This window comes from Streptomyces sp. NPDC001415 (assembly GCF_053597395.1).
The window spans coordinates 346,191-358,949 of sequence record NZ_JBSFIE010000003.1 but is presented as its reverse complement, the minus strand read 5'-3'; the positions used below and the strand labels follow the sequence as shown (position 1 = coordinate 358,949).

The following is a 12,759-nucleotide window of genomic DNA, read 5'->3' as shown; positions in this document are numbered from 1 at the left end:
GGCGAGAGGGGTTGCCCCGCTCCCCTCGAACACGGAGTCCTGGCCGTCAGCCGCACCGCCACGTGGTCGGAGTCACCCGGCCGCTGCCCGAGGTCCAGATGCTCCCGGCCAGCGTGCCGTTGTCCGCGGAGACCTTGACGGTCTTCTCCATGCCGGCCATCGTGGCGGTCTTCGTGCCGAGCTGCCAGACCCCGAGCACCTGGGAGCCGAAGGGCGAAGGCTGGTAGCCGACGGACTGGCCGGTGCGGTTGACCGAGTAGAGCAGCGCGCTGTTGTCGGGCCGCACGACCGTGCCGTTCTGGTCCCACAGGATGCCGTGCTCGCCGGCCCGCCCGGCCACCCGGCCGTTGGAGATGCCGCCGGCATCGACCGAGGACTCCCCCGAGGGGACGGCCAGCTTTCGGGCGCCGCCCGCACGCCAGAGATAGACGCCGTTGCCGCTGACCGGGTCGTTGGCCGGGTAGGAATTGACCAGCACGGTGCCGTCCTGGTCGATGCCGACGGCTTTGGTCTGCCCGGTGCCCGGCAGCCCGCCGGTCACCTTCACGACGGTGCCGGGGGCGGACGCGGGCCACAGCACCGCGACCATGGGGGCGTTGTCCCGGTCGGCCCGGGCCCAGCCGACGATGTCGCCGCTGTCGTTGATCGCCGCGGGAAAGGCGTCCATGGCGCCGGAGAACGACGGCACGGGCAGCGCCTCCAGCTTGCCGCCCCGCGAGCGGAAGGGGTGGACCTTGTTCTGGGCGTCGACGGTGTAGCCGGTCACCGTCCCGTCCCGGCTGACGCCTTCGACGGTCAGGCTGTCGGTCAGCCCGGCGAGATCGCCGTAGTCGGTCACCTTGCCGCCACTCCAGCGGACGGCATGATGCACGGTCGAGGAGTACGCCTCCCCGGCGTACCCGCCCCCGCTGTCGGCCGCGGTGACGACACCATCGATGGTTCCGGCGGGCAGCGGAAGGCTCGTGGGAGTGCAGGTCGCGGCCGTCGTGGCGGCTGCGGCGGGGGCCATGAGCCCGGCGGCCGCCCCCATCGCGAGGGCCGTCGTCACATGTCGGAACCACATACGAACCACCACTCCTTCACGCGTGCCCGCTGACGGCTTCACGCTCACAGAGGGTGCTGACGCCAGACTGACGCGCCGCATCGCCTGACCCTGAGGGCTGGTCGCGCAGTTCCCCGCGCCCCCAGACCCCCCTTCGGCCTGCGGACCGTGCGTGGTTGCTCGCGCGGTTCCCCGCGCCCCTAGGGGGTTGGCCTTGGCAGGGTGCCCAGCAGGCATTCCCAGCCCGTCCGGCGTTTGAGGACGAGCGCCCTTTAGGCGCGAACGGGGTCTGGGGCGGAGCCCCAGGAAACGTACCTTCCCCTCTCTCCCACCCCGGAGGCCACGCGGCGGAACCGCAGAGTGTCACAGCGGGAAGGGGTGGGGTGGGGAAGGGCCCCAGCGCTCAACTAACGCGCCGCGCCCGGTGTTTGACCGCCCGCAGCCGAATCTCCGCGGGCAGCTCGGCAAGCCCCGCCGAGTCCCGCGCGTGGGCAAGCGCCTCCCCCTCAAGCCGCGCAAGCGCCCCCGCGGGCTCCGCATGCGCCTCCAGGAGCAGCTCCACCCGAGCCGAGGGGGCGGACCGCCGGCCGACCAGGACGACCTGCGCCCGGGACACCCCGTCGAGCCCCTCCGCCTCACCGGCGAGCACCGCCTCCAGTGCCCGCCCCCGCAGCAACGCCCCCTCCCCGTCGCCGGAGTCCACCAGAACCTCGGCGAGCCGGGCCCGGCGCAGCTGGGCGAGCAGCCACCACAGGGCGAGCAGCACGACGAGCGCCAGGACGGCGATGACGACCGGCCACCACCAGCCCTGGTCGTGCCAGTGGACACGGCGGGACCGGCTCAGGAGTACGTCGGTCTTGCCGTGCCAGGGCCACCAGGACGGCACGTCGAGCCCGAGCCCGGCGGCCAGCACCGCGCCGCCCGCGAGGAACAGCACGAGCCCCGCGAGACCGAGCAGCACCCGGTTGACCGTCCTCAGCATGGCTCATCCCTTCCGTGCCGGGCGGCTCACATGGACCGCGAGCCCGGGCGGCCCGGCAAGGCCCAGCTCCCGGATGCCCGCGCCCAGCGCCGCGTCCAAGTCGGCCCGTACGTCATCGAGTTCACGGAAGTGCGACAGGGCGCGCACCACGACCCGGCTGCGCCCCATGCGGACCCGGACCGACTGGATGCCGGCCACTTCCATCGCCCGGTCGCGCAGTACGAGCGCCGCCGCGGCCCGGTCGAGCCCGGCGCGTACGGCCGCCGATTCGCGCCGCATCGGCAGGATGCCGCGCAGGCCCGGGGTGACGGCGAGCACGATCAGCCAGACGCCGAGCAGCGCCACGGCGCCGGCGCCCGCGAGCACCGCCACGTCGTCGACGGGGTGGCCCGCCAGCCAGTCGGCGAGCCTGACCCGCCAGCGCATGGCGGGGCGGTGGGCGCGTACGGCGGCGATGTCGTAGAGGAAGAGACCGGCCGTGGCCAGGACCACCAGGGCGAGCAGTCCGGCGGGCACCCGGCGCACCGACCAGAAGCGCCCGGCCTTGCCGCCCTCGCCCTCCGCGAGGGCCGGCACGGCGTCGTAGTCGGCGGCCGAGGCCGACTGGTCGAGGCCGGGGGATCCGGGCGCGGCCGGATCAGGACTCTGCTCGATCACGGGCAGACGCCGCGTGCTGTTGTCGTCTTCGTGCGGCTGGCTCATCGGATCCTCCGCCGGTCCGCCGCGCCCGCGTCCGCGTGCAGACGCTCGATCTGCACCGCCACCTCGGGCACCTCCATCCCCGCCAACGCCCTTACCCGTTCCGTGACTTGGCGACGCACCGCGCGGCACTGGCCGCCGAGATCGCCGGGGTAGCCGAGCTCGACGCTGACCCGTACCCGGGCGGATTCCTGGTGCACGGTGACGGTGGCGCGGGGCGGGGCGCCGCCTTCGGGGATCACGTCGAGCACTTCTCGGGCCGCCTGTGCGGCGATCTTCGCGACGACCCGGTCGGCGATCCGGGTGGCGCCGCGCTCGGCGGGCTCGATCCGTCCGGCCACCGCCATGGGTCAGCGCCGCCGGTCGCCGCGGTCGCGGGGGCGGAAGAAGTCGCCGGGTTCGAGGTCGCCCTCCAGGAACCGGCCCACCACGAAGCCGATCGCGCCGAGCGCCGCGACCAGCAGGAAGGCCCCGAAGCCGCCGAAGTATCCGGCGAAGCCGAGTGCCATGCCGGCCATCAAGCCAACCACCGCCATGCTCATGCCGAGCTCCTCGCTCCGATGAGTTCCGATATGTGGGGAAAGCCGTGCCTCATGAGCCGTGCTGTCCCATGAGCCGTGCCCCGTGGAGAGGCCCACGGATGAGACACCCATAGCTGGGGCACCGATGCAGAGGCCTACTGAAGCCGGGACTCCGGTTCCTCGTCCTCCTCGTCGGGCAGCTTCACATCACTCACCGCGATGTTGACCTCGACGACTTCGAGCCCGGTCATCCGCTCCACCGCGGAGATGACGTTCTCCCGCACATCGCGGGCGACGTCGGCGATGGACACCCCGTAGTCGACGACGATTTCGAGGTCGAGCGCGGTCTGCACCTCGCCCACCTCGGCCTTCACTCCGCGTGTGACGGCCGATTTACCGCCGGGCACGCGGTCCCTGACCGCGCCGAACGTACGGGAGAGACCGCTGCCCATGGCGTGTACGCCCACGACGTCGCGGGCCGCGAGGCCGGCGATCTTCTCGACCACGCCGTCGGCGATCGTGGTGCGGCCGCGCCCCGCCGGATCGCCACCGCCACGCCTGGTGACGGACGTCTTCTTGGCCTGCTCGGCCGTTTCGCCCACCGGGTCGTTCGCGGGCGTACCGGGCCGGTTGCGCTGTGCGGTGTCGCTCATGACCGTCTGTCCCTTCACGCTTGGACTCCATTGCCCACATTAAGTGCGGTTGCCCCGACTCGCGCCCGCGATGCGGCAGGCTGGAGCAATGACGGGTGACAGTTGGAGTTCCGCGGTACGCCGTCGGCTGGGCTTGGGCCGACTGCTCGCGCTGGGTGACCTTCAGGATGGCGCGTGGATCACCGAGCGGGCGGCGGTCTCGGTCCTTGGGGCCGCGGCGGCGGCGCTGCCGGACCTGGCGGTGACGTCCTTGCGCCTCGCCCCGGCCGACCCGGAGTGCCGCGCCGAGCCGCAGGTCCCTGCCCCGCCGTCCGCCCTGCCCCCCGGCCCGCTCCGCATCACGGCCGAGCTGACGGCCCTGGGCGGCCACCCGCTGCCGGAGCTGACGGCGGCCCTGCGGGACGCCCTGTTCGCGGCGGCGGACGACCGCCTGGGGCTGCCCGTCTCGGACATCGACCTGCGGGTGACGTCCCTGTCGGACGCCCTCCCTGACCCCCTGCCCGGCGGCCCCCCGCCCGGCCCGGCCGAGCCCCCCGCGACAGCGGCCGCGGCAGCCGCCCTGGCCACGCCGGGGGTGGCCCACCTGACGGCGGAACTGGGCCCACCGGTGCACACGTCAGGGGCCCACGTAAGGGTGGAACTGGCCACGACCCACCACCCCCTGGAAGTGGCAAGAGCCGTACGAGAAGCGGTGGCAAGGGCGACGCCGGAGGCGGATTCAGTGGCCGTACTGATCACGTGGGCGGGCAACTTCAGCCCGTCCGGAGTTTGAGGACGAGCGCCCTCAAGGCGCGAACGGGGGCCTGGGGGCAGAGCCCCCAGCACACGGCCCGCGGATGCAACCGGGGCCCCCACCCCCGCGGGATGCGACCAGGCTCAGTCGGAAAGCCCGGCCAGGTCGCGAAGCCGCCGAGCCTGAGCGGCACGCTCAGCGACCCGCTGCTCCTCGTAACCCCGCCCACCCGCACCCCGAAGCAGGGCCTTCGTCTCGACCACGGCATCACGCGGCGCAGCCAGCAGCGCCCCCGCCAAGTCCCGTACGGCAGAGTCGAGTTCCTCGACGGGAACGGCGAGGTTGGCCAGGCCGACGCGCTCGGCCTCCTCGGCTCCCACAAACCGGCCCGTCGCACAGATTTCGAGCGCGCGGGCGTACCCGACGAGCCCGACCAGCGGATGCGTGCCGGTGAGGTCGGGGACGAGCCCGAGGCTGGTCTCGCGCATGGCGAACTGCACGTCCTGCGCGACGACCCGGAGGTCGCAGGCGAGGGCGAGCTGGAAGCCGGCACCGATCGCATGCCCCTGGACGGCCGCGATCGACACGATGTCGTTGCGGCGCCACCAGGTGAACGCCTCCTGGTACGCGGCGATTTCCGCGTCGAGGTCCGCGTCGGAGCCGCGTGCGAGGTCGATGAACGAGGGCTCGCCGTCGAAGCCTTCGGGGGTGAAGGCCTGGCGGTCGAGGCCGGCGGAGAAGGACTTGCCCTCACCGCGCAGCACGACGACGCGGACGCTGCCCGGAAGCGACCGTCCGGCGTCCGCCAACGCCCGCCACAGAGCGGGAGACTGAGCGTTGCGCTTGGCCGGATTGGTCAGGGTCACCGTGGCGACCGCGTCGTCGACGGAGAGCCGGACGCCGTCCTTGTCGAATACCTCAGCTGCGGATGCGGGCGTAGCCATGGGGCGCCTCCGGGTCAGTGGCCGTCATTGAATGACCGCGTCGGCGGTCATTAAGTGACTGCACAGTAACCACCCGGTCGACCGCATGGCCGACCGGGTGGCCACCACCGGACCCGGTGGGCCACAGGAGCTGTCCGGAAACTGCCTCGGTCAGGCCGAGGCGGCCTTCTTGCCCCGTGTCGCTCCGCCGCGTCCTCGGAGAGTGACCCCGGACTCGCTGAGCATCCGGTGGACGAATCCATAGGACCGGCCGGTTTCCTCGGCCAGTGCTCGGATACTCGCACCGGAGTCGTACTTCTTCTTCAGGTCTGCCGCGAGCTTGTCGCGCGCGGCGCCGGTAACCCGGCTGCCCTTCTTCAGAGTCTCGGCCACCCGTGCCTCCTCATGGGAAGTGCGCTCTGGACTTCTCATGATCACCCCTTCCGGGCTTCCTGGCCACCCATTCGGCAAGGTCCGTACAACAAGCTTCCGGGCCCGGACTGCGGCCGGACGGAACGGAATTCCACATTCCGGCTGGGCCCGAACATGTCCCGGGCCGAAAGTCGAGGCGAAGCGCCAGGTCAGCGCTGTGTCCCGGGTCACACATGAAAAAAGGCCCGCCCCACAAGGGGCGGGCCTTGATCCCGCACATGACACACCGGGGTACGAGACGCACTCACTCAGATTGAGGATCACGCGTAAGCCGAATGATCCATACCGAGTGGATCAGCGGATGGATCATGCACGGAATCCCGCGCCGGCGCCCGGTCAGGCGAGGGCGACCAGGTCCGCGTAGTCCGGACCCCACAGGTCCTCGACGCCGTCCGGCAGCAGGATGATCCGCTCCGGCTGGAGCGCCTCGACCGCGCCCTCGTCGTGCGTGACGAGGACGACGGCGCCCTTGTACGTACGCAGCGCGCCGAGGATCTCCTCGCGGCTGGCCGGGTCGAGGTTGTTGGTGGGCTCGTCGAGGAGCAGCACGTTGGCGGACGAGACGACGAGGGTGGCAAGCGCCAGGCGGGTCTTCTCGCCGCCGGACAGGACCCCGGCGGGCTTGTCGACGTCGTCGCCGGAGAAGAGGAACGAGCCGAGCGTCTTGCGTACCTCGACGAGGTCCAGGTCCGGCGCGGAGGAGCGCATGTTCTCCAGGACGGTGCGCTCCGGGTCGAGCGTCTCGTGCTCCTGGGCGTAGTAGCCCATCTTCAGGCCGTGGCCCGGGGTGACCTCGCCGGTGTCCGGCTTCTCGGCCCCGGCGAGCAGCCGCAGCAGGGTCGTCTTGCCGGCGCCGTTGAGGCCGAGGATGACGACGCGCGAGCCCTTGTCGATGGCCAGGTCGACGTCGGTGAAGATCTCAAGGGAGCCGTACGACTTCGAGAGCCCCTCCGCCGTCAGCGGGGTCTTGCCGCAGGGCGCGGGCTCGGGGAAGCGCAGCTTGGCGACCTTGTCGGAGACGCGGACCGCCTCCAGGCCGGAGAGCAGCCGCTCGGCGCGCTTGGCCATGTTCTGCGCGGCGACGGTCTTGGTGGCCTTGGCGCGCATCTTGTCGGCCTGCGAGTTGAGGGCGGCGGCCTTCTTCTCGGCGTTCTGGCGCTCGCGCTTGCGGCGCTTCTCGTCGGCCTCGCGCTGCTGCTGGTAGAGCTTCCAGCCCATGTTGTAGACGTCGATCTGGGCGCGGTTGGCGTCCAGGTAGAAGACCTTGTTGACGACCGTCTCGACGAGGTCGACATCGTGGGAGATCACGATGAAGCCGCCGCGGTACGTCTTGAGGTAGTCCCGCAGCCAGACGATGGAGTCGGCGTCGAGGTGGTTCGTCGGCTCGTCGAGGAGCAGGGTGTCGGCGTCCGAGAAGAGGATGCGGGCGAGCTCGATGCGGCGGCGCTGACCGCCGGAGAGCGTGTGCAGCGGCTGGCCGAGCACGCGGTCGGGCAGGCCGAGGGCGGCGGCGATGGTGGCGGCCTCGGCCTCGGCGGCGTACCCGCCCTTGGTGAGGAACTCGGTCTCCAGGCGCTCGTACTTCTTCATCGCCTTCTCGCGCGTGGCGCCCTTGCCGTTCGCCATGCGCTCCTCGTTCTCGCGCATCTTGCGCAGGACTTCGTCGAGGCCGCGGGCCGAGAGGACGCGGTCGCGGGCGAGGACGTCGAGGTCGCCGGTGCGGGGGTCCTGCGGCAGGTAGCCGACCTCGCCCGAGCTGGTGATGGTGCCGGCGGCCGGGACGCCCTCGCCGGCCAGGCACTTGGTGAGGGTGGTCTTGCCGGCTCCGTTGCGGCCGACCAGGCCGATGCGGTCGCCCTTGGCGACGCGGAAGTTTGCGGACTCGATGAGGACTCGGGCGCCGGCGCGCAGCTCGATGCCGGTGGCGGTGATCACGGTAAGACTCCAGGGCGGTATGGACGGCGGACGGGACGGGGGTCGCGGAGGTCGACGCCGCCTAATGCACAAGGAGAATTGCCATGGGCCAATTCTAACTGGGCCGCGCAACCCGATTTCCGCCGCGGTCCGTGGGCCGCTCACCTGGGAGATCGCCGCCCGGCGGGGCACGACCGGGGGTGATCTTGCCGAGCTCCCGGGCGCGGGCGGCAGTCGGCCCGGAGCGCATCGACCGACGCGATGAGACGTAATAAAACGGGCGTAGCGCAATGAACCGATTGATACTCGGGGTGACTTTCCTGATACTCGGGGTGACCTTGAGCGGGCTGCCCCTCGTGTCGGCCCGGGTGAACAGAGAGTGGTGCGCCCATGCAGTTCGACGACGACGCCGATCTGGACACATCCGAGGTCAAGGATGTGCGCGGCAGCCGGATCCCGGGCGGCCGGGCCACGGTCGGAGGCGGAATCGTCGGGGTCATCGCGCTGCTCCTCGGCCTGTTCTTCGGCGTGGGACCCGAGGAGCTCGGGCTCTCGTCCGGCGACACCACGCCGGGGGCGAGTTCGTCGTCGCAGGCCCAGGTGGACCAGAACTGCCGTACCGGCTCGGACGCCAACACCAAGGAGGACTGCCGGATCGTCGCCGTGGTCAACAGCGTGCAGGACTACTGGGGCCAGGAGTTTCCGCGGCGCGGCGGCAAGTACGCCCCCGCCCGGACGATCCTCTTCACCAACCGGGTCAACACCGCCTGCGGGGCCGCGAGTTCGGCCGTGGGGCCCTTCTACTGTCCGGGTGACCGGCAGGTCTATCTCGACCTGGGCTTCTTCAACGAGCTGCGCACCAAGTTCGGTTCCACCGGCGGCCCCTTCGCGCAGGCGTATGTGGTGGCGCACGAGTACGGGCACCACATCCAGAACCTGATGGGCACCCTGCGGAAGTCGCAGGACGGGCAGCAGGGCGCCAACAGCAACGCGGTGAAGGTGGAATTGCAGGCCGACTGCTACGCCGGGGTCTGGGCGCACCACGCGACGACGACCCCCGACAAGTCGACGGGGCGCCCGCTCCTCTCCAAGCTCACCGACCAGGACATCAAGGACGGCTTGGACGCGGCGGCCGCGGTCGGCGACGACCGGATCCAGCAGAAGTTCCAGGGCCGGGTCACCCCGGAGACCTGGACGCACGGCTCGGCGCAGCAGCGCCAGCAGTGGTTCTACACCGGTTACCGCACGGGCGACATGGCCCGCTGCAACACCTTCGCGCACTGAATCCGGGCGCCGCAGGGCGTTGTCAGTGCCGGGTGCAACACTGAGATCCAGGTCACAGTCGGCGTCTTGGGCTGGGAAGGAATGATCGGCATGAGCATGTACCCGACGATTCTCTACGACGACGCGAAGGCGGCGATCCGCCAGCTCAAAGACGCGTTCGGCTTCACCGAAGTGTGCGCGTACGAGGGCGAGGACGGCAGCGTGACGCACGCCGAGCTGTCGTACGGGACGGGCACCGTGATGCTCGGCTCCAAGGGCCGCGAGGGCCTCTTCGCGAAGGTGATGGCGAAGGCGGGTCCGGTGGGGGTGTACGTGGTGGTGAGCGATGTGGACGCGCACTACAAACGCGCCGCCGAGCAGGGCGTGGAGATCCTCATGGAGCCGACGGACCAGGACTACGGCTCGCGGGACTACATGGCGAGGGACGCGGAGGGCAACGTGTGGAGCTTCGGCACGTATGCGCCGGGCGGCGCGGAGTGAGGGGATGGAGGCCCGCCCCCTGTCCCCCGGGCGCGGTTCCCCGGACCCGGGGCGCTGCGCCCGGGCCCGATCCAGGGGCCCGGCGCTTGGAGGTCCGGCGCCGGGACCCGGAGGCTGAGGGTTCGGGGCTGCTCAATGGGCGACGGTGGCTCAACTGATCGAGCAGGAAGGGGAGTTGGGCTCGGCGGACGTGCCGCCCCTGGGGGCGGGCGGCTGTCTCGCTACGCGCGTCGCGCTATACGGAGCCCGTATGGACCTGGAAGGCGGCGCGGCGGACCGCCTTGGCCAGGGCCGGGTCGGGGTGGGCCGCGGCGAGGGCGACCAGGACCTGCACGGTGCGGGGATGCCCGACGGCGCGTACCTCGTCGAGCAGTGCCGGGACCGTGCCCTGCACCGCCGAGTCGAGGTGCCGTACGAGCAGTTCGCTCTCGCCGTGGTCGGCCACTGCCGCGGCCGTGTCGACCCATAGCCAGGTGGACTCCTCGCGGGTGAGGACACCGAGCACGTCCTCGGGGTCGCCGCCCTCGTACTCGGCGAGCCAAAGCAGGGCGTAGGGACGCAGGCAGGTTTCGGTGGCGGCGGCGCGCACCTCGGCCTCGGCGGGCGCTCCCACCACCCTCAGCGCCTCGAAGGCGAGCCCGCGCAGCAGGGCGTCGTCGCCCCGGGCCACGTCGAGGAGCTCGGTGACGGCGCTGCCGACGGTGCGCGCGGCGGTCCAGGCCCGGTACTCGGCGCGGGCCGGGCCGGGGGTGAGGCCGGCGCAGCCGCGCAGCATGTCCTCGGCGGACTGCTCGATGTTCCCGGCGGGGCTCTGCGCGGCGACGCAGATCTGTTCCAGCTTGACCCAGACCGCCCAGTTGCCGAGCGGGGTCAGGGTGGCCTGGCCCTCGCCAAGGACGAGCGCGCCGACGGCGGCGAGGCCGGCCAGCGCCCAGCCGAGGAGGTGCGGGAGGAGCGGAGGCAGGGACACCGGGTCGGGCTGGGGGCCGTAGGAGACCTCGCAGCGTTCCTCGCGGAGTTCGGCGACCCGCTGGCCGAGGAGGTCGAGCAGTGCCGGTACGAGTACGGGTCCGTTCGAGAGCTGGAGGAGGGAGAGCACTTGAGGGACGGCCTCGACGACCTCGGCGACCGCCGTGGGGGCGATGTCGTCCGGGGCGGGATGGATGAGCGACCACGCGTCGAACAGGGCGACCCAGCCGCGCAGGACGGCCGCGTCGTCACGATCCCAGGCGCGCAGCCGCCAGCCGGGCCGCACCGTGGCGCCGTGCAGCTCGACGAGACCGGCGAGCCGGGCCCGGTCCCAGCCGGCCCGCACCTGACTGGTCGTCAAACCCAGGGCGGCGGCGGCCCGCTCGGCGACCGGCGCGGGAAGCGGGCCCGGCCGGCCCGGCCCGGAGTCGCCGCCGCGGGCGCGCTCGGCGTCGGTCCAGCGGGCGACACGTACGGCGTCGGCGAGCACCGCTCTGGCCTGGCGGGCCAGTTCGGCGGCGGCCGGGGTGCCCGCGGGCGGCCGGAGTGCCGGCCGGGTACGCCGGTCGGTCACGGCCCTGCGGGCGGTGGCAAGGGGTCGGGCTTGCATCGGGTGCGGAGCGCGGACAAGCCGCAGTCTGGAGTCGCGCGGCAACTTCTCTTCAGGCTTCCGGGACGTCACGCAGGCAGTCTTCCCCGTCACTGCCCGAAAGCCCAAACGGAATCGGCCACCCCCGCCACTCCGGGGGCCACCGGGACTGCCGGGGGTCCGGGGGTCGCCCCCCGGAAGAACACAGCCCCGTCACTGCCCGAAAGCCCAAACGGAATCGGCCACGCCCGCCACTCCGGGGGCGGGTGGGGTGTCACATGAGGGGGGTGAGGAAGCGGCGCAGGGTTTCTTCGTAGCGGGGTGGGTCGGCGTTCCACATCGAGGCGTGGGGGGCGTGCGGGACCGTGTGCAGGCTGATCAGTTCCGGGCGGCGGTCGGCCAGTTCGCGGGACGGGCCCCAGGGGGCGAGCGTGTCGTCGGGGCCGTGGAAGAGCAGTGTCGGGACGCGCAGGGCCCTGGGGTCGACGGCTTCCTGGAGGCGGTCGCCGTGGACGCCGGTGCGGCCCTGGGCGGCCCGGACGGCGAGCGGCAGCAGCGCGCCGGGAGTGCCGTGGGCCGAGGCGAGGGCACGCGTGGTGGCCTCCCAGTCCAGAACGGGCGAGTCGAGGACGATGCCGCCGATGCGCTCGCGCAGTGCGGAGTGGGTGGCGGCGTGCAGGGCCATCGTGGCGCCGGTGGACCAGCCGTGCAGGATGACCCGATGGGCCCCGGACCGCAGGGCGTAGCGGATCGCGGCGTCGAGGTCGCGCCACTCGGAGTCGCCGAGGTGGCCGAGGCCGTCCGGTGAGCGGGGCGCGCCCTCGTCGCCCCGGTAGGCGAGGAGGAGCACGGGGAGCTGCTGGCGGTGCAGGAACTCCACGATGTTCAGGGGGTGTTCGCGAGTGGTGCCGAGCCCGTGCACGGCGATGACCCAGGTGGTGCGGGGGCCGGGCACCAACCAGGCGGGCAGCGGCCCGAGTTCGGCCGCGATCTCGACGTCCCGGTGGTCGAGGCCGAGGGCGGTGGCCGGGGTACCGCGATGGATCTGGGGGGTGAGCCGTACGCGGTCCCCCGCCGCGAGGCTGCCGTGGGTGACCCGCTCCAGGCGGCGTACCACCGTGTCGGCGGTGTGCGGGGCGTCTTCGAGGACGTCACCGACGACGGCGTGGGCGCCCTGTCCCGCAAGGCCGTACGTGCCGGGGCGCAGCGACACGAGCGAGCGGGTCAGGGTGATGCGCCCCGGGGCCGTGGCGTGCACGGTCAGCCGGGGGTCGGTGGGCAGCGGGCGGCCCGGGGGCGCCTTGAGGGCGGCGTCGCTGGCGTAGCGTCCGGCGACGACCGCCGCCGCGCCGACGCCGAGGAGTGTGGTGACGGCTGCAGCCGTCTTGGTAGCGGGGCGCACCCCTCCAGTCTCGGCTCGGGGCCGCCGGGGTGCCAGTGGGCGGAGCCCATCGGGGTCGGCGGCCCCCGGCCAGGGTCTGTCCGGCGGGTGTGGTCGCCGTCGAGGTGGCTCGGCCTTGTGGTGCTGGTGAGCGGGG

General features: G+C 72.3%; 14 protein-coding genes. 3 read left to right on the top strand and 11 right to left on the bottom strand.

Annotated features, from left to right (window positions below):
* Positions 1–46 precede the first annotated feature (46 nt).
* The 6 genes from ACWC2B_RS05850 to ACWC2B_RS05825 all read right to left on the bottom strand — a co-directional run bounded on the left by ACWC2B_RS05850 (position 47) and on the right by ACWC2B_RS05825 (position 3,897).
* Positions 47–1,063 (bottom strand): hypothetical protein, encoded by a 1,017-nt coding sequence (locus ACWC2B_RS05850; RefSeq protein WP_450715177.1) that lies wholly within the window; start codon positions 1,061–1,063, stop codon positions 47–49.
* A gap of 382 nt (positions 1,064–1,445) precedes the next feature.
* Positions 1,446–2,024: an alkaline shock response membrane anchor protein AmaP gene (amaP, locus tag ACWC2B_RS05845; RefSeq protein ID WP_450715176.1), complete on the bottom strand. Its 579-nt coding sequence runs from the start codon at positions 2,022–2,024 to the stop codon at positions 1,446–1,448.
* Between the two features lie 3 nt (positions 2,025–2,027).
* Entirely contained in the window at positions 2,028–2,726 is a 699-nt protein-coding gene (locus ACWC2B_RS05840) for a DUF6286 domain-containing protein (RefSeq protein WP_450715175.1), read from the bottom strand.
* Positions 2,723–3,070, bottom strand: a complete 348-nt coding sequence (locus tag ACWC2B_RS05835; RefSeq protein WP_450715174.1) for an iron-sulfur cluster assembly protein — start codon at positions 3,068–3,070, stop codon at positions 2,723–2,725. The genes ACWC2B_RS05840 and ACWC2B_RS05835 overlap by 4 nt, the downstream gene beginning before the upstream one ends.
* Before the next feature lie 3 nt (positions 3,071–3,073).
* Positions 3,074–3,265: a hypothetical protein gene (locus ACWC2B_RS05830; protein ID WP_053730757.1), complete on the bottom strand. Its 192-nt coding sequence runs from the start codon at positions 3,263–3,265 to the stop codon at positions 3,074–3,076.
* Positions 3,266–3,399: 134 nt separating this feature from the next.
* Positions 3,400–3,897: an Asp23/Gls24 family envelope stress response protein gene (locus ACWC2B_RS05825; protein WP_450715173.1), complete on the bottom strand. Its 498-nt coding sequence runs from the start codon at positions 3,895–3,897 to the stop codon at positions 3,400–3,402.
* 88 nt (positions 3,898–3,985) lie between these two features.
* Between ACWC2B_RS05825 and ACWC2B_RS05820 the strand changes: the two genes are divergently transcribed.
* Positions 3,986–4,669: a hypothetical protein gene (locus ACWC2B_RS05820; RefSeq protein ID WP_450715172.1), complete on the top strand. Its 684-nt coding sequence runs from the start codon at positions 3,986–3,988 to the stop codon at positions 4,667–4,669.
* Between the two features lie 104 nt (positions 4,670–4,773).
* Here the strand turns inward: ACWC2B_RS05820 and ACWC2B_RS05815 are convergent, their stop codons facing one another.
* The 3 genes from ACWC2B_RS05815 to ACWC2B_RS05805 all read right to left on the bottom strand — a co-directional run bounded on the left by ACWC2B_RS05815 (position 4,774) and on the right by ACWC2B_RS05805 (position 7,920).
* Positions 4,774–5,574 (bottom strand): enoyl-CoA hydratase/isomerase family protein, encoded by an 801-nt coding sequence (locus ACWC2B_RS05815; RefSeq protein ID WP_450715171.1) that lies wholly within the window; start codon positions 5,572–5,574, stop codon positions 4,774–4,776.
* 150 nt (positions 5,575–5,724) lie between these two features.
* Entirely contained in the window at positions 5,725–5,946 is a 222-nt protein-coding gene (locus tag ACWC2B_RS05810) for a helix-turn-helix domain-containing protein (protein ID WP_006123601.1), read from the bottom strand.
* 375 nt (positions 5,947–6,321) lie between these two features.
* Positions 6,322–7,920 carry an ABC-F family ATP-binding cassette domain-containing protein gene (locus ACWC2B_RS05805; protein ID WP_450715170.1) on the bottom strand — a complete coding sequence of 533 codons (1,599 nt, stop codon included), beginning with the start codon at positions 7,918–7,920 and terminating at the stop codon, positions 6,322–6,324.
* Positions 7,921–8,289: 369 nt separating this feature from the next.
* On the opposite strand from ACWC2B_RS05805, the gene ypfJ reads away from it, so the two are divergent.
* Positions 8,290–9,183: a KPN_02809 family neutral zinc metallopeptidase gene (ypfJ, locus tag ACWC2B_RS05800; RefSeq protein WP_450715169.1), complete on the top strand. Its 894-nt coding sequence runs from the start codon at positions 8,290–8,292 to the stop codon at positions 9,181–9,183.
* Positions 9,184–9,273: 90 nt separating this feature from the next.
* Positions 9,274–9,663 (top strand): VOC family protein, encoded by a 390-nt coding sequence (locus tag ACWC2B_RS05795; protein WP_450715168.1) that lies wholly within the window; start codon positions 9,274–9,276, stop codon positions 9,661–9,663.
* A gap of 235 nt (positions 9,664–9,898) precedes the next feature.
* Here ACWC2B_RS05795 and ACWC2B_RS05790 read toward each other — a convergent pair whose 3' ends face one another.
* Together ACWC2B_RS05790 and ACWC2B_RS05785 are read right to left on the bottom strand one after the other, a co-directional pair.
* Positions 9,899–11,242, bottom strand: coding sequence for a hypothetical protein (locus ACWC2B_RS05790; RefSeq protein ID WP_450715236.1), 1,344 nt, complete (start codon positions 11,240–11,242; stop codon positions 9,899–9,901).
* Between the two features lie 253 nt (positions 11,243–11,495).
* Entirely contained in the window at positions 11,496–12,623 is a 1,128-nt protein-coding gene (locus ACWC2B_RS05785) for an alpha/beta hydrolase (RefSeq protein WP_450715167.1), read from the bottom strand.
* Positions 12,624–12,759: the final 136 nt, after the last annotated feature.

Bases quoted from the DNA above. Each gene is read 5' to 3' on its own strand.
- ACWC2B_RS05850 (WP_450715177.1), bottom strand. From the start codon at position 1,063: ATGTGGTTCCGACATGTGACGACGGCCCTCGCGATGGGGGCGGCCGCC.
- amaP (WP_450715176.1), bottom strand. From the start codon at position 2,024: ATGCTGAGGACGGTCAACCGGGTGCTGCTCGGTCTCGCGGGGCTCGTG.
- ACWC2B_RS05840 (WP_450715175.1), bottom strand. From the start codon at position 2,726: ATGAGCCAGCCGCACGAAGACGACAACAGCACGCGGCGTCTGCCCGTG.
- ACWC2B_RS05835 (WP_450715174.1), bottom strand. From the start codon at position 3,070: ATGGCGGTGGCCGGACGGATCGAGCCCGCCGAGCGCGGCGCCACCCGG.
- ACWC2B_RS05830 (WP_053730757.1), bottom strand. From the start codon at position 3,265: ATGAGCATGGCGGTGGTTGGCTTGATGGCCGGCATGGCACTCGGCTTC.
- ACWC2B_RS05825 (WP_450715173.1), bottom strand. From the start codon at position 3,897: ATGAGCGACACCGCACAGCGCAACCGGCCCGGTACGCCCGCGAACGAC.
- ACWC2B_RS05820 (WP_450715172.1), top strand. From the start codon at position 3,986: ATGACGGGTGACAGTTGGAGTTCCGCGGTACGCCGTCGGCTGGGCTTG.
- ACWC2B_RS05815 (WP_450715171.1), bottom strand. From the start codon at position 5,574: ATGGCTACGCCCGCATCCGCAGCTGAGGTATTCGACAAGGACGGCGTC.
- ypfJ (WP_450715169.1), top strand. From the start codon at position 8,290: ATGCAGTTCGACGACGACGCCGATCTGGACACATCCGAGGTCAAGGAT.
- ACWC2B_RS05795 (WP_450715168.1), top strand. From the start codon at position 9,274: ATGAGCATGTACCCGACGATTCTCTACGACGACGCGAAGGCGGCGATC.
- ACWC2B_RS05790 (WP_450715236.1), bottom strand. From the start codon at position 11,242: ATGCAAGCCCGACCCCTTGCCACCGCCCGCAGGGCCGTGACCGACCGG.